The following is a 20,103-nucleotide window of genomic DNA, read 5'->3' as shown; positions in this document are numbered from 1 at the left end:
ACAAGTACTTCACGAATGAAACCGATACGATTTCTTTACACAGTGGCGCTAGTTGGTGCACTAACTCTGACCCAATCCAGCTGTAACAAAGTATTGGATCTGGACCCACTGGATCAGCTTTCAGACGCTTCTTACTGGAAGACGCCCAATGATTTCATGCTGGCTGCCAATCAGTACTACACATACTTGCGTTCCTTCAATGACGTCCTTTTCGATAACCCCCATTTTGATGGTCGTTCGGACATCGTTGGTGGGCAAAACGCCTTCAGCCGGGGCACTAACACGGTTCCCACGACCGATGGAAACTGGAACAATAATTACACGCGTATTCGGATTATCAATTACCTGCTGGACAAGGCGGCTACCTACCAAACTCCGGCTGATATTACCAAGTACGTAGGCGAAGCTAAATTTTTTCGGGCATATGTGTACTTCGAGCTGTTGCAACTCTACGGTGGCGTACCCATCATTAATAAACTACTGGCACTGGATTCGCCTGAGTTACAAGCACCCCGCAACACTCGGGACGAAGTAGCGGATTTCATTATTCAGGATTTGAACGACGCTATTACGGGCCTGCCGGCTAAAGCATCTCAACCATCAGCCGAGCTGGGTCGGATCAACAAAGAGACGGCGCGGGCCTTTTTATCTCGTGTAGCGTTGTACGAAGGAACCTGGCAGAAGTTCCGCAATAATGGAGCGCGTGCCAACACGTTACTGGACATTGCCATTGCCTCCAGCGGAGCCGTTATTACCGGCGCTCAGTATAGCCTGTTTGCGCCAGCTGCCCTGGGTGATTCGGCCCAGAAATATATGTTTATTCTGGAAAACCAGAAATCGAATCCAGCCAGCATTCAGAAGTCGGCCAACAACGAATACATTCTGGCGAACCGTTATGATCAGACGTTGCGCCAAACTCGGGTAAATATATCGCGCACGGGTCCTGGTGGTCCGACCCGCACGTTGGCGAATTTGTATCTGGCTAAAGACGGCCTACCTATCGAGAAGTCCCCCCTCTTTCAGGGATATACGAAAGTGAACTCCGAATTTCAGAACCGCGAAAATCGGATGCGATATACGATGGGCTTGCCGGGGGCACCATACTGGCAGGGAAACGCCAACTATCGGGTTGACTGGGTAGGTGGGCCGGCTGACCTAGCTAACGCCCTGAAGCCTGTTTACGGAGCAAATTTTACATATGGTGCGCTCAAATGGGTGGCGGAGCGGCAGGTACTCGATTATGAAGAGAGCTACGATTACCCGGTTATTCGCTATGCCGAGGTATTACTTACCTACGCCGAGGCTGTTTTCGAGCGAAACGGAACCATCAGCGATGCCGACCTCGACAAGTCGCTGAATCTGACCCGCCTGCGGATTAATAAGACAATGCCAAAGCTGAGCAACCAGTTTGTGCAGGCGAATGGGCTAGATATGCGGACGGAGATTCGCCGGGAACGTACAATTGAGTTTTTTGCGGAAGGTTTCCGGACTGACGACCTGAAGCGGTGGTACAACGCGGTGGAACTGCTGGGCAAACCGTTGCTGGGCGTAAAATGGACCGGCACGGAGTACGTAACTACGTATCCGCAGGGAGCATCGACACCCAAAGATGCTGATGGAGTCATCATTCTGGACGCTGTTCGCAGCTTTAGCGAAAAAAATTACCTGCTGCCCATTCCGTCACAGCAGATTCAGCTGAATCCGCAGCTTATCCAGAATCCAGGCTGGTAACGATAATTCCCATCGTATCTATTTTACTCTGCCAAGGCCACCCGAATCTATTTAGTAGCTGAATCGGGTGGCCTTTTCCTGAATAACCAATAGCTCATTTCCTAAATCTACTATGAAACTACATGTCTCCTGCATTGACTGGGGTAGGGGTAGTATTGCCCTGAGACAGCTTTCCTGGCTTATTTTACTACTACTGTCCGTAGCACAGTTCGCTCACGCACAATCGTTCATTCATCCGGGGTTACTGCACAGACAGGCCGACTTCGACCGGATGAAAGCCAAGGTAGACGCCGGTGCTCAACCCTGGAAAGCGGGCTGGGACGTATTAATCGCCAATGGAAACTCATCGCTGACCCGCAACTTTACCAACCCGGTTCCGGCCACTGTTTATCGGGGCTTCGATGGCACAAATACGGAAAACTACGCATCGCTCTTTCGGGATGCCGCTGCCGCTTACCAAACCGCACTCCGATGGAAAATCTCGGGCGATGACGCTTACGCTGCCAAATCCATTGCCATTCTGAATGCCTGGGCTGCCGGAACGACAGCCCTTAGCGGTACGGCCGACCGGTTTCTGCTGGCGGGTATTCAAGGGTATCAACTAGCCAATGCGGCTGAGATCATGCGCTCCTACAGTGGTTGGACAGCGGTTGATTTTGCCAAATTTCAAAACTGGATGCTGACGGTCTGGTACCCGATGAATCACGATTTTCTGGTCAATCATAACGGAGCATGCATCAGCAATTACTACGCCAACTGGGATCTATGCAATATGGCCTCCATACTAAGTATCGGCGTGCTCTGTGACCGGCGCGACATCTATAACGAAGCCGTTGAGTATTTCAAGAACGGCGCTGGGACGGGATCGATCAAAAACGTTGTTCCTTACCTGTATGGCGAGCTGGGCCAATGGCAGGAAAGCGGGCGTGATCAGGGGCATACGTTATTAGGTGTAGCCTTGGCCGGCTCTTTTGCCGAAATGGCCTGGAATCAGGGCGATGATCTGTATGGTTACGACGACAATCGACTGCTGAAAGGATTCGAATACATCGCCAAGTATAACCTGGGCTATGAGGTGCCTTTTACAACCTATCGAAATTGCACGGGTGTTGTTCAGACGATTGTTTCAGAAGACCAACGGGGTAACCTTCGCCCAGTTTGGGAGATGGTTTACAACCACTACGCCAACCGGAAAGGATTGAGCGCGCCTTACTCGGCTCGTTTTGCCCAGCTTGTCCGGCCCGAAGGTGGTGGCGGTAATTTTGGCCCCAATAGTGGCGGATACGATCAGTTAGGCTTCGGTACGCTGACCGCGTCGCTGGAGGAAACCGTGAAACCGAACAATCAGACAATCAGCTTTCCCGCAATTCCGACCAAAGAGGTTGGCTCGGCTGATTTTGCACCGGGTGCCACGGCCAGTTCGGGGCTGCCGGTGGTTTATTCCAGTTTGACCCCAGCCATTGCTTCGGTCAACGCGGATGGAACCATCCACGTATCGAAGCCCGGAACGGCAACCCTCGTTGCGCAACAGATGGGGGATAGCCAGTACAATCTGGCACCTGTTGTCTACCAGGTCTTTACGGTAAATCAGGTACCGGGCGTCACGGATGGCACCTGGTCGAATACGGCGGGTATCCTGGCAACAGCCATCGTCTCTACGGCGAACAGCGCCGATCTGACCTGGCCGGGTCAGACGTTTGCCGTTGGCGATCACGTACGGCTAACGGGAACCGTTCCCGGTGGATTTACCGCTAATACAAACTATGCGGTTGTGACCGCGAATGGATCGACGATACAGCTTGCGCTACGGCCGGGCGGTATACCTATTGTGGCTACTACGTCAATCACCAATGGAACCGGTAACCGATTTTTAAAATGGCCGGTTGCCGCTAACTGGAGCGGCTCAATCATTCCGGCAGGCGTTGGTTCTAATGCTACGTTCGGCGGTAGCAGCTTTGCCAATATGGGTGGTGTTCAGCTGGATGGGACCATTACGGTTGGTACCCTGACCTATGCGGCCAACGGATCGGGAGAATTGACCTTGGCCAGCGGGCTGAACGGCGGTACGTTGAACTTCCAGGCGTTGTCGGGAATGCCTTCACTGACGATGATTAACAGCGGAGCCCGGAAGCTGTTTATGGGTAACGCCAATAACAATTCGCGTATACCGCTGAAAATTGCCGGTACGCAAGGACTAAAAATTACGACACCCATCTACGGAAGCAGCGGCTCGTTCGCCGGTCTTCGTATTCAGAGTGCTATGGACTGGAGTGGTTTGCAAGGTAGTCTGAGCCTGGCGCAGGGTACTATCGAGATACATAATCCAAATAGTATCGCTAGCAGCGTCACTGATGCAGACAATGTGATATTGCCCCCAATCCGGCTGACGATGGGTACGGACGCGACGGCATTGCTCCTCTTCAACGGGGCTTCGTACGCTAGTAAACAGACGGTTGGGGCGCTGGATGGCACATCAGATGCCTACATCGCATCGCGAACAAACATCGTAAACGGCATACCGACGCTAGTTGTGGGTGTTGATAATCAGGATGGAACGTTCGAAGGGACTGTTGGAGCAGGACCAACGACTGCCGCAGTCGATAAAGGACGGGTAAATCTGGAAAAAACGGGTACTGGTACGCAGACCATCACGGGATCGGTCAAAAACGGAACGACGATGGTCAGTAATGTTCCGTACTATTCGACGGTTACCGTAAATAATGGAAAGCTGGTGCTAAATGGAACCAACGAATACCAGGGTGCAACAACGGTTAATGGCGGTACACTCGTCGTCAATGGTTCACTAACCAGCCCTGTTTCGGTAACCGGCGGTACACTAGCTGGAACGGGTAGCACCAGTGGCCTGGTAACGATCGGTACAAATGGACTGGTCGCTCCCGGTAACTCGGTAGGTACGTTCACGACCACGTCGGCCTTGAGCCTGACCGATGGCGCAACCTACCAGTTGGAGTTAAACAGTAGCGCCAGCACCGCCGACAAAATTGTGGCCAATGGCGTGTCGCTCACTAATGCGAACCTGGTTGTCACGGATCTCGGAAATGCAACCAGCCTACCCGCCGGAACCAGCTACGTTATTATCGATAATACGTCGAGTAACGCTGTGACGGGAACCTTTGCCGGACTAGCTGAAGGTAGTGCTGTAACCGTAGGTGCGCTCCGTTTTCGGATCACCTATCTGGGCGGAACAGGTAACGACGTCGCGCTGGTAGCCTCGACACAGTCGCAGACGATCACCTTCAACGCGCTGCCCGCCAAGACGGTGGGCGATGCTGACTTTAATCCGGGTGCTACAACCAGTTCAGGTCTGTCGGTAAGCTATACCAGCTCGAACGCGGCAGTCGCTACGATTGTCAGCGGCAACATCCATATTGTGGGACCGGGCTCAACAATCATCACGGCATCGCAGGCTGGTGACGCTACATACGATGCCGCTACGTCGGTTGCCCAATCGCTTACCGTGGGATCTGTACCAAATTCACCGGTGTTTATTTATGCCAGCAATGCAACTCCGGCCGACGGATCGACAATCATTGCTACGGTAGGAGTGCCGGTTTCTATTTCAGTCAAGGCGATCGATAGCGATCCTGAAACGCTTACACTTGCTGCGACGGGTGTGCCCAGTGGCGCTACTACGACGCCCGCACTGCCAGCAACGGGTAACCCTGTATCGACAGTCTTATCCTGGACGCCCACATTGACAGGAACAACGGTTTTACTATTCACCGCTAAAGACCCGACGGGCAAACAGGTATCGACGTCTGTAACGATTGATGCCCGTGCTCAGGCGGTTAACCGGCAACCAATCTATAATGGGCTGCTGACCGGCCAGAGCGCAACTGTTGGTTCGGCCTTTACGTATACGCTTCCTGCCGGAACGTTTACGGACCCCGATGGCGATCTGCTAACCTATTCGGCTTCGGGCTTACCAGCTGGCTTGTCAATGAACGGCTCCACCATTTCTGGGACGCCAGTTAGCACAACGGACTCTCCTTATACGGTTACCATCAAGGCGACAGATCCTGGCTCACTCTTCGTGACCGGTAGCTTTACGCTAACGGTCAGTCAGGTATCGGGTGGCAGTTTTGCCATCGTGGGCGTGGCCAATGCCAGCTGCCAGGTTGTTAATGCCACTGAGCGTCGGCTGACTTTCACCCCTCAGTACAGCGGTGTCAATGGCCAGCCCATCACCTTCCAGGTTGTCAACGAGATCCTGCCCACGACCAGCGTTTCCGCGCAGCCCGTCAGCCTGCTACTCTACACGGATAACCCGGTCATCAACCTGAAGGCCATCCAGTCGGACGTCAGTGCCACCTACGCCTACAACTGGCTGTCTGTGTGTCAGCCGACGAGCGTGCCGGCCAATCTGTCCCCGAGCCTGGTTACGCCCATCCCGAGCCTGTTGGCTACGCTGGGTAGTTCGTTCAGCTTTAGCATCCCGGCCAGCACCTTCACCGACCCCGACGGCGACCCGCTTACGTTGACCGCTACGGGCCTGCCGGCAACCTTGTCGTTGACCACAAACGTGATCAGCGGTACGCCAACGGCACCCGGCGTTTACTCGGTAACCGTAACGGCGGGTGATGGTAAAGGATTGAGTGCGTCAAGTATCTTCACGCTGACGGTCGAACCCGCATCGAGTGGTATATTCGCCATTGCGGGCGTTACGGGGGCGAGTTGCCAGTTTGTTGGTGCCGCCGAGCGCCGACTCACCTTTACCCCCCAGTACAACGGTAGTAACGGTCAGCCGATCACCTTCCAGGTTGTCAACGAAATCCTGCCCGCAACCAGTGTATCGGCGCAGCCGGTTAGCTTACGGCTTTACACGGACAACCCGGTCATTACGCTGAAGGCCATCCAGTCGGGCGTTACTGCAACCTACACCTACAATTGGCTGTCTGTGTGTCAGCCGACGAGCGTGCCGGCCAATCTGTCCCCGAGCCTGGTTACGCCCATCCCGAGCCTGTTGGCTACGCTGGGTAGTTCGTTCAGCTATAGCATCCCGGCCAACACCTTCACCGACCCCGATGGCGATCCGCTTACGTTGACCGCTACGGGCCTGCCGGTAACCTTGTCGTTGAGTGCAAACGTGATCAGTGGTACGCCAACGGTGCAAGGCGTTTATTCAGTGACCGTAACGGCAAGTGACGGCAAAGGGTTGAGTACCTCGAGTGTCTTTACACTGACGGTCAGTCAGGTGTCGGGTGGCAGTTTTGCCATCGTGGGCGTGACCAATGCCAGCTGCCAGGTTGTTAATACCACTGAGCGTCGGCTGACTTTCACCCCTCAGTACAGCGGTGTCAATGGCCAGCCCATCACCTTCCAGGTTGTCAACGAAATCCTGCCCACGACCAGCGTTTCCGCGCAGCCCGTCAGCCTGCGACTCTACACGGATAACCCGGTCATCAACCTGAAAGCCATCCAGTCGGACGTCAGTGCCACCTACGCCTATAGCTGGCAGTCGGTCTGCTCCGGTGCAGGCCGGGTAGCAACTCATACCGACAACCCGCTTACACTGACCGCGCTGGGTAATCCAGTCACGGGCGATCAGGTTACGGTTGAAATTCGGGGAGCTTATGGCCAACCCATCAGATTGACGCTGACGGACCTGAGTGGCAAACCGCTTTTTGAGCAGCAGATCGAGTCAGTTACCTCGGGGCAGCAACAGATTATTCCGATGAGCCGTCAGGCGGGTGTATACTTGCTTCGGGCAACCGCTGATACCGAACGTACAACGATCAAGTTGATTAAGCCTTAATGCGAATTGTGCTATAACCTGATTTCTGGTTATCTGAAAAAACGTAGAGGAAGCCTTTGGGCTTCCTCTACGTTTTTAAACGTGTATCGACCAGGCCCCATTCTTCTACATAGATCAAAAAGGGTATGCGTGCCCTAGCATCGTCTATTTCAAAGTAGATACCATTAACTAGGTTGCTTACCTCAATGACACGCAGCAAGCTCAACATAATTTCAACATCCGGCCTATCACGAGGTATTCTTACGTTCAGTCTGGTTAGCCAATCGGTGCTGGGGCTGGCGCAATACCCTGGTCTGGCGGCCAATAAAATGAAGGTGCCTGTTAGCGTACCCGTAAAAGCAAAAAGCTTCGATCTTCAGGCTGTTCGGATCACTCACGGCTTGTTTCGGGATAATATGGAACGTGAAGGCAAGTGGCTGCTTTCGCTACCTGTTGAGCGCCTGATGCACAGCTTTCGAGTCAATGCGGGTATGAATACGCCTAAACCAGGAAGTCCGACCAAAATGCCCAAACCTCTGGGCGGCTGGGAAGGGCTGGACATGGAACTGCGCGGCCACAGCATCGGGCATTTATTGTCGGGCCTGGCCCTGCAATACGCATCTACGAACAACGAAGCATTTCGAGAAAAAGGCGACAGTCTGATAACAGCGTTGGCTGATGTGCAGCGCGAACTGAACCAGGATGGCTACCTAAGTGCGTATCCACAGCACTATATCGACCGAAACATTGCCGGAACGGCCGTTTGGGCACCCTGGTATACCCTTCATAAACTCTTCGCCGGTTTGACTGATCAGTATACCTACGCCGGTAATCAGCAGGCACTGGACATTGCTACTAAAATGGCCGCGTGGGCGAGCCATAAATTGTCTCCGCTGACAACCGAGCAACGTCAGAAAATGCTACGAAACGAATTTGGTGGCATGAACGACGCTTTTTTCAACCTGTATGCCTTAACGGGAAATCCTGATCACCTGAAACTGGCCCAATTCTTCTACCACAAAGCAGCGCTGGAACCGCTGGAGAATGGGCAGGATAACCTCAACAAGGCCCACGCCAATACGTTTATTCCGAAACTAGTGGGCGAAGCGCGGGATTATGAGCTGACGGGTAACGAAAAAGCCAAAACAGCCGCCCTGTTTTTCTGGAATACGGTCGTGCAGCATCACACCTACGCGCACGGGGGCAACAGCGATAAGGAGCATTTTTTTGAACCGGACAAAATCGCCAAACACCTGACGGGTAATACGGGCGAAACCTGTAATACCTACAATATGCTCAAACTGACCCGGCACCTGTTTACCTGGTCGGCCGATGAGACGTACGCCGATTATTACGAACAGGCCTTGTATAATCATATTCTGGGACAGCAGGACCCGGAATCGGGTATGGTCTGCTACTTTACACCCATGAAAGCGGGGGCGTATCGACTCTATAGCACGCCCGATCAATCGTTCTGGTGCTGCGTGGGGTCGGGGTTTGAAAGCCAGTCAAAATACGGCGAAGCGATCTACTACCACGACGACAAAGGTATTTACGTCAATCTGTTTATCCCCTCGGAGCTGAACTGGCGGGAGAAAGGCCTTACCCTCGTGCAGGAAACGGCCTACCCCGAAGAGACAACCACTCGCTTTACCGTCCAAACCAAAGCACCGATACTGATGCCGATGTATTTACGGTATCCGGGCTGGGCTAAGGCTGGCGTCACGCTGAAAGTGAACGGAAAAGTAATTGCCGTTAAGCAATCGCCCGGTAGCTACATCACTGTTGATCGCACCTGGAAGACTGGCGACAAGATCGAGCTTACCTATCCTATGACACTTCGGTTGGTACCTGCCAACGACGACCCTAACGTGGCGGCTGTGGCCTATGGGCCGGTTGTGCTGGCGGGAGAACTGGGAACGGCAAACCTGAAAGGAACAGCCCCCTTTCATGATCCTGCCGACCCCTACCAGTACTACGGATACGATTACACCATTCCTGATTCAATCGGCCACACCATCGATACGGGTGGTAAGCCGGTGACGGATTGGGTGAAACCCGTTGCCGGCTTACCACTGACGTTCCGAACCACAGCCGGGCTGAGTAAACAACCTGTTGAGTTGAGACCGTACTATAACCTACACCGGCAGCGCTATGTAGTGTACTGGGATCTGAAATAAGCTGTTCTGACTGCCCCGAAAATTGCGCATCACAGGTCCGTATTCCATTGCTGCCTGATTGGTCTATCGTTCATCTCGTTGGCCGAACTTGCCGCTTCAAGACCCCAAACGCATCCGGTTTCTGCGCCCAACCAGCGTGCACGTTTGCGGTATTATCAATGACCCAAAAGTAGTGCCCTCAGCTCCGTTTTCCTAAAAAGGCGAACTTATTCATTTGCTTGGTGAAAGCCAGTAAATGAATAAGTTCGCCAAGCAGAACCCAACTACCGAAAGAGGATACGGCAGTAAATATCGATGAGCTTGTCGGCCGCGTAATCAGGATACACCGTGAGCAATGCTTGTTTATAGGCTACCGGACCATCGGCCTGAGCCAGCAGTTCAGTGGCTTTATCCAGGTAATCCATGGCCCTGTCTATATCTGATTTCCCGGCGGGTTTACCATGACCGGGCAGAATGAGATCATAATCATCGTCGTCGCGTAGGGCCTGCAACGCTTTTTTCCAGCCAGTTACCGGGCCCGTGATAAAAGCGTGTGCGTCGTGGTAAAGAATATCCTGGGCAATTACGATACCCAATTCAGGCAGTTTGATAACCAGCGCTACCGGCGATTCGGTATCTAGTACGCGCTCAAACAGAAAGCGTGCCCCACCGATTGTTTCCTCACCCGGCTCCACAACTTCGGTTGGCAGGGAAAGGCGGTTGGCAATCAGGCTACCCATTTGGTGCTGTTTTTCTTCCAGTTCGTGTGGACCAACGGTGGCGAGGGATTCTTTGATTTCGGGCAGTGCATAGACCGGCACGTCAGCGAAGGCATCGCCCATGCCCAGGAAATGGTCCGGATGGTCATGCGTAACATAAAAGCGGCTGATGGGTTTTTGCAGACTGTCGGCCAGATCCCGAAATTCCTGGCCGTACTGAGCAAAAAACTGGCCGTCCACCAGAATCAACTCATTGGGAAGCTCGATGATATGCGTGGCATTAGCAAACATAGGGGCTGGCGATACCAATGTATGTACTTTTACCCGCCCCGTGTCTTTGACCAGGTACGAGGTCGCATGGGGCAATTGCGTGTTCGTTGTCATACTGATTGCAGTTGAATTTGTACGATGCAAAAGTACCCACACGCCTACCGCTGGAATTATCAATCGGCTTCAGGTATTATCAATCTGCATAGGTTGCCCGGTAAACCGCTGGAGATATGCCGGTCAGCGATTTAAAGAAGCGGATAAAGTTAGACGGGGCCGAAAAATTATGGGCGTGGCTGATCTCTGCAATCGTTTGCGAACTGCCCAACAAGTCATTCTTGCAGGATTGCACCAGCTCCTGACGAATGATCGTTTGCGCATCTTTGCCGAAAGCTTCCTGGCAGAGTTGATTCAGTCGGTTCCGGTTGAGTTGAAGCAATTGAGCGTATTCTTTTACCGTATTCTTTTCCCGGATGTACTGGCTCAATAAACGCTTGAATTGCAGAATACCGGTATTTCGGTACAGATTTCCGGTAAGCTGGTAATGCTTTGCGTACGCCCGGTTCAACAGAATAAGCAATTGATACAGATAGGCCCTGAGCAACTGCTGGCTGTCGAAAGACGGGAGCGTGATTTCAGCCTTCAAATTATGCCATAGCGTATTGAAGTCGGGCATGACTTCTGAGGGCAGTGGCAGCAGCGGAGACGCATCGTGCTGACCGAAGTAATAAAGCCGGTGCAGGAAAAGGCTGTCGCTCAGAAAAGTCTCGATAAACGCTCCCTCAAAAATGACGACCAGACAATCCGGCGTTGTAGTCATGCGCCATTGTCTAGGCTGGGCCGGTGGCAGCAGCAGTACAACTGGTGCCTCGAAGGTTAGCAGCTGACCTTCGAGAAGTACCGAACCATTCCCTTCCAGAAACAGGAAAATCTCGTAGAACGTAGTGATGTGCATCTCGTTGAGCGCTAGACTACGTCCCTCGATTTCGGACAGTCGAAAGCAGTCTATGAGCAACTCTTTCCCGTATTTATTTTTGAGAAAATTGAAGGCAATCATTGGTATTAATCGTAGCTAAGAACCGGATCAGGTGGCTATAGATAACTAAAGATAAGGCATTGTATAAGCCACATACCGGGTCTCTACCTGCTGAACGATTCATGGTTTCGAATCACTGACTGTTTGGTGATTGGTCTGTTGAATCAATCGTTCTGGAAATGGCAACAGGTATATATGCTGTGTTCTGTACGGATAGAGGGTATACCTTGATCAATTACATCTATTTCATGGTAAAGATCGTCTTATTCGGTTTCGGATGATCCCGGATAAGACAATCGTCAACAACTGGAAAAAGTATGCTCAACCATTTTTTCGTATTTCGCGTGTTGATTAGTCTGTGGTTTATGTCGTTGCCTAGTATAGCTACTTCCAAATCAGCGATCTATCAGGCTGTCTCTCCAAATAAGAATACGCGTATAGAGATTACCGTTAACGAACATAAAGCCCTGGCTTACCGAGTGTGGCTCGCGAACGAACCAGTGCTGAACTGGTCAGCGCTTGGATTTGAACTAAATGGGGTGGCTGTCGGGCAAACTACCGTGGTCAAGAAGCAGCGTACCAGCCAACATACCGAATCGTTTGCGTGGCGGCTGGGTGAAACCGATGTCATCCACAACCATTACAATGAACTGACGCTCGATTGTGTATCCGGGTCGGTGACGTACCAACTTGTTGCCCGGGTATTCGATGGTAGCGTGGCGTTTCGTTACGTGTTGCCGAAACAGACAAGCACCAATACGGGGTTGATTCGGCAGGAGCATACGACGTTCTCCCTGCCCGGCGCGTTCACGATTTACCAGTACAACGAAGAATCCGTCTTCACCCCGACCACCGTCTCGGACCTGCAAAAAACTTGCGACTTCCCGGCTACGCTTACCAACGGTACGCTTTTTCTCTCGATTGGTGAAGCCGATAACACCAGCTACACCAAAGCCGTACTGGCCAAAGGCACGACACCGACCACGCTGGCGGTTGCTTTTCGTAAAGACTCCGTTCGAGTGGAAGGTGCTTGTCAAACCCCCTGGCGAACCGTCAGCGTCGCTACGTCGGCCATCGGGTTGCACGCGTTCAGTGACCTGTTCTTGCGGCTTTGCTCACCGTCTGCCGAGCCAATACCAGACTGGATCAAGCCGGGCAAACTGATTCGCTCATCGCTGACGACGCAGGGCGGGCTCAACTGCATCGACTTTGCGGCCAGTCATGGGCTTCAATACGTTCTGTTCGACGCAGGCTGGTACGGGGCAGAGTTTAAGACTATCTCCGACCCTACGCAGGTGATTCCGGCCATCGATATGCCGAAAGTAATTGCCTACGGAAAGTCAAAAAATGTGGGCGTGATTCTGTACGTCAACCGGGTGGCCCTACGAACCCGGCTGGATGAGATACTGCCCCTGTACAAAAAGTGGGGCGTCGCGGGACTAAAGTTTGGCTTTGTGGATGGGCTAACGCAGGAAGGGATAAGCTGGCTACCTAGCGCTATCAAAAAGGCCTACGACTACGGCTTTATCCTGGATATTCACGACAATTACAAACCGACGGGCCTGAGCCGGACATACCCCAACCTGCTGACGCAGGAAGGGATTCGGGGCAACGAAAACAACCCCGACGCCTTTCACAATACGGTGTTGCCCTTTACCCGTTTTCTGGCGGGTGCGGCTGATTATACCTTCTGCTATCCCAACACGAACCGGTACTTCACGGACAACCTTTACAAAAGCAAATTGCAGGTGAGCAAAGGGCAGCAACTGGCCCTGTCGGTGGTGTATTTCAGCCCCTTACAGGCTATTTTCTGGTACGGCAACCCAACCGATTACAATGACGAAGGGGAGATTGAATTCTTCAAACGGGTGCCAACGGTCTGGAATGAAAGCCATTACCTGGCGGGCGAACCCGGCCAATTTATCAGCGTGGCGCGTCGGCAGGGCAACGTCTGGTACGTTGGTTCGGCAGCGGGCCTGGCCGACTGGTCTGGTAACCTACCGCTTTCGTTTCTGGCATCCGGTAAGCGCTATCAGGCAACGATTTATGAAGACGACGGGGCGGGTAGCATTCAGAAGCGGATGGCCGATATTGGGGCTGGCGATTCGTTTCCGGTCAGTCTGAAAGCAAAAGGTGGGCAGGCCCTGATTATTGAAGAGAAACGATAAATCATTACTAATGAATCGAATAAAATTAGTGCTAGTACTCATATTCTGGATCGTATCGGTGCCGCTCTACGCCCAGAATCTGGTTATTTACCCCGTACCGACGGGCGTATTGTACAGCCAGCATAACGACGATTACACCGTGCGGGTACGCAAACCCGGCGGGCCATGGCAGGATCTGTTCGAATACAACGTGCAGGTCGATCTGGACAAAGTACGGGATGCGTCGATGGTATTCTTCGACTTTTCGGGTACGGTGGAAGTAGCCGTTCGGAAAAACAACGGCCTGGTTCAGAACGCCCGAATCCGGCCATTGTCGTACCAAATTCAACCGAAGCAGGAAGGCAATACGCTGTATTTTACCCTTACGCAGCCCCGCAAGCTGTCGATCGAATTCAACGGCGATAAACTCCAGAACCTACACCTGTTTGCCAACGCCCTCGAAACGGGCAAACCCGATCCGAAAGATCCCAACGTAATCTACTTCGGACCAGGCATTCATTCGCCGGATGATAAGCCCGGTGATGTGTTCAAGATCCCCAGTAACAAAACAGTATACATCGACGGTGGGGCGGTGATCCGGGGTAAGCTCGTCTGCGACAACGTTAACAATGTGCGCATTGTCGGCCGGGGCATTATTGACCAGCCGCAACGGGGCATCGAAATTACCCATTCGGAAAACGTACTGGTCGACGGAATTATCGTCAAAAATCCGCAGCATTACACCGTATACGGCGGTCAGTCGAAAGGAGTTACGATTCGAAATCTGAAATCGTTTAGTTGTAAAGGCTGGAGCGACGGTATCGATCTGATGAGTTGCTCGGACGTGCTGGTCGACGACGTGTTCATGCGCAATTCTGACGACTGCATCGCCCTCTACGGGCATCGCTGGGATTATTACGGTGGGTCGCGCAACGTGGTGGTCAAAAACTCGACGCTCTGGGCCGACGTCGCGCACCCAACCAATATTGGCCTGCACGGCGATACCCGCTCCATAGGCGACACGCTGGAAAACATTACTTTCAGTAACCTGGATATTCTGGAACACGACGAGGATGACCCCGACTATCAGGGTTGTCTGGCCATTAGCTGCGGAGACCTGAATCTGATTCGTAACGTGACCTACGAGAACATTCGGATCGAGGACTTCGAGGAGGGCAAACTGCTGAGTCTCCGGGTGCTTTACAATAAAAAGTATAACACCGGCCCCGGACGGACTATCGAAAACATCACCTTTCGCAACATAACGTATTCGGGATTCGGGGCTAATCCGTCGATTATCGAAGGGCTCAGCGAGCAGGGTATGGTACGCGGAGTGACACTGCAAAACGTTCGCATCAACGGCAAACTGCTACGGGTCAGCCAATCCGACAACATCCGTATCGGTGCGTTTACGCAGTCCATTCAGTTCAAACCAGACTAATTCGAGCACTGTCTTCTTAGCCGAGCAGATTTGCCATGCCATATGCTATTCAATCGAATACGCCACGCGTATGAATACCACTTGAGTTATAGAACGTAAGTCTATAACTCATGAGATGGATTTGGCAATTACCGAACTGGCCGGAGTTCACAGTTGATTTAACCCGGTTTAGCCACGTTGAGCGAGAATTTCACCGAAATGGGGGCGTGATTATTGGCTCGCTGACTTCCGTTTCTGCCGATTAGGTCAGCGAGTTGCGGGTTACGTTGCTCAGCAATGAAGCGTTAGACACCTCAAAAATTGAAGGCGAGGTCTTAGATCGTGATTCCGTTCAGTCATCGATTCGTAAGCAGTTGGGCCTGCAAACGGATGGCAGAAGGGCTAGGCCAAAAGAAGCAGGTGCTGCGCAGATGATGGTCGACGTAGTCAGAAGCTACAAAGAGCCACTTACCCGCCAACAGCTGTTTTCGTGGCATAAAATGATCATGAATGGCCGAATGGACCTGGACATGATTGGTGGCTATCGCACCCATCCCGATCCGATGCAAATCGTATCCGGGCGGCTGGATAGGCCCCGAGTGTTCTACGAAGCGCCACCGTCTGAGCGGATGGAAGAGGAGATGAATCAATATATATCACCTGGTTCAATCGAGCGACCGATGAGCAGATGCCAACGGTCGTTCATGCAGGGATAGCTCACTTGTATTTTGAATTGATTCACCCTTTTGAAGATGGTAATGGGCGCATAGGCCGGACCAATGCCGAAAAGGCGCTGGCTGTCGGGGCCAGACAGTCATTGACTACCGCTTTGTCCAGTACGATTGAGCGCGACAAAAAAGCGTATTACCAGGCTTCGGAACGGGTCAATTCCTCGTTGGACATTACCGAATGGCTTCTTTATTTTTCTCAAAAGATTCTCGAAGCGCAGGGCTATGTGCAGCAGATGATCACCTTCGTGGTCTACAAAGCCCGGTATTTCGGTACGTATCGAGTCCGGCTGAATGACCGACAGACCAAAGTAGCGTTGCGGTTATTTCGGGAAGGACTGACGGGGTTCAGCGGAGGGTTGAGTGCTGAAAACTACATTCGGATCGCCAAAACCTCCCGAGCTACTGCCACCCGGGATTTGGCCGAGATGGTCGAACTGGGTGCCCTGATGAAGCAAGGGAAGCTGCGCCACACGCGCTATTACCTTCCGGCAGATGCCAGGCTATCGGCTGAGAAACCGCATGAATAGTTACCCGGTAATGAAAGGCCGAAGACTTAATCAAGGCCCTTTCATCTTTCTGCGCCACGGCAGGGGTATGACGCTGGGCTTACCGTCTATTTCCTGACAGAAGATCGTATCAGATTCGTCGGGAAGGTTTCGTATGTATAGCCGTGCGCTCAGAATAGGTTGGTTGCTCGTGGGGTTTTGTGTGGTGTTTCCGGCTTATTCGCAGGTCTGGCAGTGGTCAGCGTCCGTTCCGACCGTTGTTTCGCCCGAAACCAACGATCATCCGCAGGCTTTTTTGTGGATTCCCGATAACTGCCGCTACGTGCGGGGCGTAGTGGTTGGCCAGCATAATATGCTCGAAGAAGGCATATTCGAGCACCCTGACTTCCGCAAAACCATGAGTCGATTGGGGTTTGCCATCGTTTGGGTGACGCCCATGATCAACCAGATATTCAACTGGAACCCAACGGCCACGACCAAAGGCGCGGGGGTTGAGTTTCAGGACATGATGAAACGACTGGCTGACGTGTCGGGCTACTTGGAACTGGCGAATGCCCCCGTCGTTCCGCTGGGGCATTCGGCGCTGGCGAGCTATCCGTGGAATTTTGCCGCCTGGAATCCCGGTCGTACGCTGGCCGTAGTATCGGTACATGGCGATGCCCCGCAAACGAATCTTACCGGCAGCGGTCGCCCGAACCCGGACTGGCAAAGCCGCACCATCGACGGGGTGCCGGGCCTGATGGTGATGGGTGAATACGAATGGTGGGAAGACCGGCTGAAACCGGCGTTTGCCTACGTGGCCAACCATCCCAACACACCATTTAGCCTGCTGGCGGATGCCGGTCGGGGGCATTTCGATTATTCCGACGCGATGGTTCGCTACCTGGCGTTGTACATCCAAAAAGCCGCTCAGTATCGACTGCCGAAGCAATCGAACCAGGCCGACACGGTTGTTCTAACGCCTATCGACCCGCAAAAGGGTTGGCTGATGGATCGCTGGCGTAAAGATAGTTTACCCATGGCGGCACCGGTGCCGTACCAGCGCTACAAAGGCGACAAGCGGGTAGCCAGCTGGTGTTTCGATGGGGAAATGGCCCAGGCTACCGAGACTATTTACCAACAGGCGCGGGCCAAAAAGCCGCAACAGCTGGGTTTCCGGCAGCAGGGGCAATTCCTCAAACCCACCAAAGGCCACGCCAACTACCAACTGCCATTTTTACCCGAGGCTGATGGGATCACGTTCCATCTGAGCAGCGTCTTTACCGATACGTCCCGGGTTCGGGCTACTGCCGCACACGCCCGCACGCCCATCCGCATCGACCGCATCTGTGGCCCGGTTCGCAAACTCAACGATACGACCTTTCAGCTGAGCTTTTACCGGATGGGGTTTACCAATCCTAAACGCTCGAACGACATCTGGCTACTGGCGTCTAATGATGGCGATGGTACGTATAAAAGCATCGTGCAACAGGCCGATCTACGGTTTCCGATAATCAACAAAGAAGGCAAGCCACAGACCATTACGTTTCCCAACGTACCTGATCAAAAAGTAGGCACTAAAACGCTTACACTGACTGCCAGTTCCAATGTGGGGTTACCGGTTTATTATTATGTCAAGGCGGGCCCGGCCATTGTGGAGGGCAACCGGCTTGTGTTTACGGCCATCCCTCCGCGCAGCCGCCTGCCGATAGCCGTTACGGTGGTGGCCTGGCAGTACGGCACCAGCGTGGGTGAGAAAGTGCAGTCGGCTGCGCCCGTTGAGCAAACGGTTCTGATCAAATCGCGCTGATGATCCGACAGGCGCTTCTTTACTCGTTTTAAAACCCCGATCTATGCTCATGAAATGCCTGATTAACCGGTTAGTTACCGCTCTTTCGCCGATACCGCTCATCATCGGTATTGTTGGTTTAACCAGTCCGGGTGTAGCCCAGACGCGGCCCGGCGGAAACATAATGACGGTCTGTAATCCGATGAATCTGGATTACCGCTTCACGCTCGAAGGTCCGTCCCGGCGGGAAGCGGCTGACCCCACGGCCATCACGTTCAAAAACGAGTATTATCTGTTTGCGTCCCGGTCGGGGGGCTACTGGCACTCGAAAGACCTGAGCCACTGGGATCTGATTAAAACCGATGACCTGCCCCTAGAAGATTACGCGCCAACGGCGGTCACCGTCGGCGATACGGTTTACTTCATGGCCTCGACCACGAAGCCGGGCGGGAAAATTTACAAAAGTGCCGACCCTAAAAGCGGCAAATGGACCGTAGCCAATTCGGATTTCCCGTTCGCCCTGACCGACCCGGATTTGTTTCTGGACGATGATGGCCGGTTATATCTCTATTACGGTTGCTCCAATGTGCAGCCGATTTACGTGGTCGAACTGGATCGGAAAACGCTCATGCCAATGGGCAAATCGACGGGTTTGTTCGCGGGAAATCCCAAAACGTACGGCTGGGAACGGTTTGGTGATTACAACGAACGGCCCGAAAAACCCTGGCTGGAAGGGGCCTGGATGACCAAATACAAGGGTACGTATTACCTGCAATACGCCAGCCCCGGAACCGAGTTTAAGAGCTATTCGGACGGGCTGTATACATCGGACAAACCGCTGGGGCCGTTCAAACTCGCGGCCAACAACCCCTTCTCGGCCCGGCCCGAAGGTTTCATTGCGGGGGCTGGCCACAGTAGTACGTTTCAGGATCGGTACGGTAATTTCTGGCGTATCTCGACCATGTCCATCTCGGTAAAACACCGCTGGGAACGGCGATTGGGGCTTTTCCCCGCCTTTTTTGGTCCAGACGGGCGTTCCTACACCAACACCGCGTTCGGGGATTTTCCGTTTATCATTCCGAACAATAAAATTACCTCCCTCGCCGAACTCTTTCCGGACTGGATGCTGCTTTCGTACGGCAAACCCGTACAGGTTTCGTCGGAACTGCCGAACCACCCCGCCCGTCAGGGAGTTGATGAGGATATTCGGACCTACTGGAGCGCGGCCACCGGTGGCCCGACAGAATGGATGCAGATTGACCTTCAGCAGCCGTGCCAGATCAATGCTGTACAGCTCAATTTTGCTGAAGAAGGGGCCACCTTGCTGGGCCGTTCGGCCGACATCGCCTACCGCTACAAGCTGGCGTATTCGGACGATAACCGCACCTGGAAATCCCTGGCCGACAAATCGGCAAACCGGCAGGATGCACCCCACGACTACCTGGCGTTTGCCGCGCCGGTTCGGGCCCGTTACCTGCGCGTGACGAATGGGCACACACCGAGCGGTCAGTTTGCCCTTTCCGACTTCCGGGTTTTTGGTAAAAGCCCGGACAAGTTACCCGCGCCAGTGACTAACCTGTCGGTGGTGCGCGACAAAGCGGACCCCTGCATTGTTACGCTGACTTGGCCCAAAAGTGAGGGCAGTGTCGGCTACACCATCCGCTACGGCACCGCACCGAATCAGTTGCAGCATACCTATCAGGTTTTTGGTGTCAATTCGCTGGTTATAAGAAGTCTGAACAGAGACGAAAGCTATTACTTTACCGTCGATAGCTTCAACGGTCGGGGCATAACCGCGGGTGCCAAACCGCTCCGTATTCCCTAGAAACCAATTGTCTCGTTTCGCTACTAAATCTTCCATTTA

Annotated in this window: 10 protein-coding genes and 1 pseudogene; 9 read left to right on the top strand and 2 right to left on the bottom strand. The window is 53.2% G+C overall.

Annotated features, from left to right (window positions below; all coding sequences use genetic code 11):
* Window positions 1-15: 15 nt before the first annotated feature.
* From CLV58_RS22115 to CLV58_RS22105, 3 genes are all read left to right on the top strand, one after another.
* Complete coding sequence (locus CLV58_RS22115) at window positions 16-1,731, top strand: RagB/SusD family nutrient uptake outer membrane protein (RefSeq protein ID WP_106140009.1); 1,716 nt, start codon at window positions 16-18, stop codon at window positions 1,729-1,731.
* A gap of 112 nt (window positions 1,732-1,843) precedes the next feature.
* Complete coding sequence (locus tag CLV58_RS22110; protein ID WP_106140008.1) at window positions 1,844-7,507, top strand: putative Ig domain-containing protein; 5,664 nt, start codon at window positions 1,844-1,846, stop codon at window positions 7,505-7,507.
* A gap of 185 nt (window positions 7,508-7,692) precedes the next feature.
* Window positions 7,693-9,666, top strand: coding sequence for a glycoside hydrolase family 127 protein (locus CLV58_RS22105; protein WP_106140007.1), 1,974 nt, complete (start codon window positions 7,693-7,695; stop codon window positions 9,664-9,666).
* Window positions 9,667-9,929: 263 nt separating this feature from the next.
* On the opposite strand, the gene CLV58_RS22100 is transcribed toward CLV58_RS22105, so the two are convergent.
* Entirely contained in the window at window positions 9,930-10,748 is an 819-nt protein-coding gene (locus CLV58_RS22100) for an MBL fold metallo-hydrolase (protein ID WP_106140006.1), read from the bottom strand.
* 79 nt (window positions 10,749-10,827) lie between these two features.
* Window positions 10,828-11,688, bottom strand: a complete 861-nt coding sequence (locus tag CLV58_RS22095; RefSeq protein ID WP_106140005.1) for a helix-turn-helix domain-containing protein — start codon at window positions 11,686-11,688, stop codon at window positions 10,828-10,830.
* Between the two features lie 296 nt (window positions 11,689-11,984).
* On the opposite strand from CLV58_RS22095, the gene CLV58_RS22090 reads away from it, so the two are divergent.
* The 6 genes and pseudogenes from CLV58_RS22090 (at window position 11,985) to CLV58_RS22070 (ending at window position 20,064) form a co-directional block, all read left to right on the top strand.
* Window positions 11,985-13,835, top strand: coding sequence for a glycoside hydrolase family 97 protein (locus CLV58_RS22090; protein ID WP_106140004.1), 1,851 nt, complete (start codon window positions 11,985-11,987; stop codon window positions 13,833-13,835).
* Window positions 13,836-13,863: 28 nt separating this feature from the next.
* A complete protein-coding gene (locus tag CLV58_RS22085) occupies window positions 13,864-15,255 on the top strand; it encodes a glycosyl hydrolase family 28 protein (RefSeq protein ID WP_211300887.1) in 1,392 nt (463 codons plus the stop codon).
* A 110-nt stretch (window positions 15,256-15,365) separates the two neighbouring features.
* Window positions 15,366-15,950 (top strand): annotated as a pseudogene (locus CLV58_RS28815) (DUF4172 domain-containing protein).
* Window positions 15,951-15,967: 17 nt separating this feature from the next.
* Complete coding sequence (locus CLV58_RS28805; RefSeq protein WP_245882422.1) at window positions 15,968-16,492, top strand: Fic family protein; 525 nt, start codon at window positions 15,968-15,970, stop codon at window positions 16,490-16,492.
* A 133-nt stretch (window positions 16,493-16,625) separates the two neighbouring features.
* Window positions 16,626-18,260: an alpha/beta hydrolase family protein gene (locus tag CLV58_RS22075; RefSeq protein WP_106140002.1), complete on the top strand. Its 1,635-nt coding sequence runs from the start codon at window positions 16,626-16,628 to the stop codon at window positions 18,258-18,260.
* 49 nt (window positions 18,261-18,309) lie between these two features.
* Window positions 18,310-20,064 carry a family 43 glycosylhydrolase gene (locus CLV58_RS22070; protein ID WP_211300886.1) on the top strand — a complete coding sequence of 585 codons (1,755 nt, stop codon included), beginning with the start codon at window positions 18,310-18,312 and terminating at the stop codon, window positions 20,062-20,064.
* Window positions 20,065-20,103: the final 39 nt, after the last annotated feature.

This window comes from Spirosoma oryzae, from assembly GCF_003002825.1.
Lineage (GTDB): Bacteria > Bacteroidota > Bacteroidia > Cytophagales > Spirosomataceae > Spirosoma > Spirosoma oryzae.
Note: the sequence above shows the minus strand (reverse complement) of the source record. Positions and strands in the feature narration are given on the sequence as shown.

Coding starts and splice junctions, on each gene's coding strand:
- CLV58_RS22075 (WP_106140002.1), top strand. CDS start 16,626: ATGTATAGCCGTGCGCTCAGAATAGGTTGGTTGCTCGTGGGGTTTTGT.
- CLV58_RS22100 (WP_106140006.1), bottom strand. CDS start 10,748: ATGACAACGAACACGCAATTGCCCCATGCGACCTCGTACCTGGTCAAA.
- CLV58_RS22105 (WP_106140007.1), top strand. CDS start 7,693: ATGACACGCAGCAAGCTCAACATAATTTCAACATCCGGCCTATCACGA.
- CLV58_RS22115 (WP_106140009.1), top strand. CDS start 16: ATGAAACCGATACGATTTCTTTACACAGTGGCGCTAGTTGGTGCACTA.
- CLV58_RS22110 (WP_106140008.1), top strand. CDS start 1,844: ATGAAACTACATGTCTCCTGCATTGACTGGGGTAGGGGTAGTATTGCC.
- CLV58_RS22070 (WP_211300886.1), top strand. CDS start 18,310: ATGAAATGCCTGATTAACCGGTTAGTTACCGCTCTTTCGCCGATACCG.
- CLV58_RS22090 (WP_106140004.1), top strand. CDS start 11,985: ATGCTCAACCATTTTTTCGTATTTCGCGTGTTGATTAGTCTGTGGTTT.
- CLV58_RS22095 (WP_106140005.1), bottom strand. CDS start 11,688: ATGATTGCCTTCAATTTTCTCAAAAATAAATACGGGAAAGAGTTGCTC.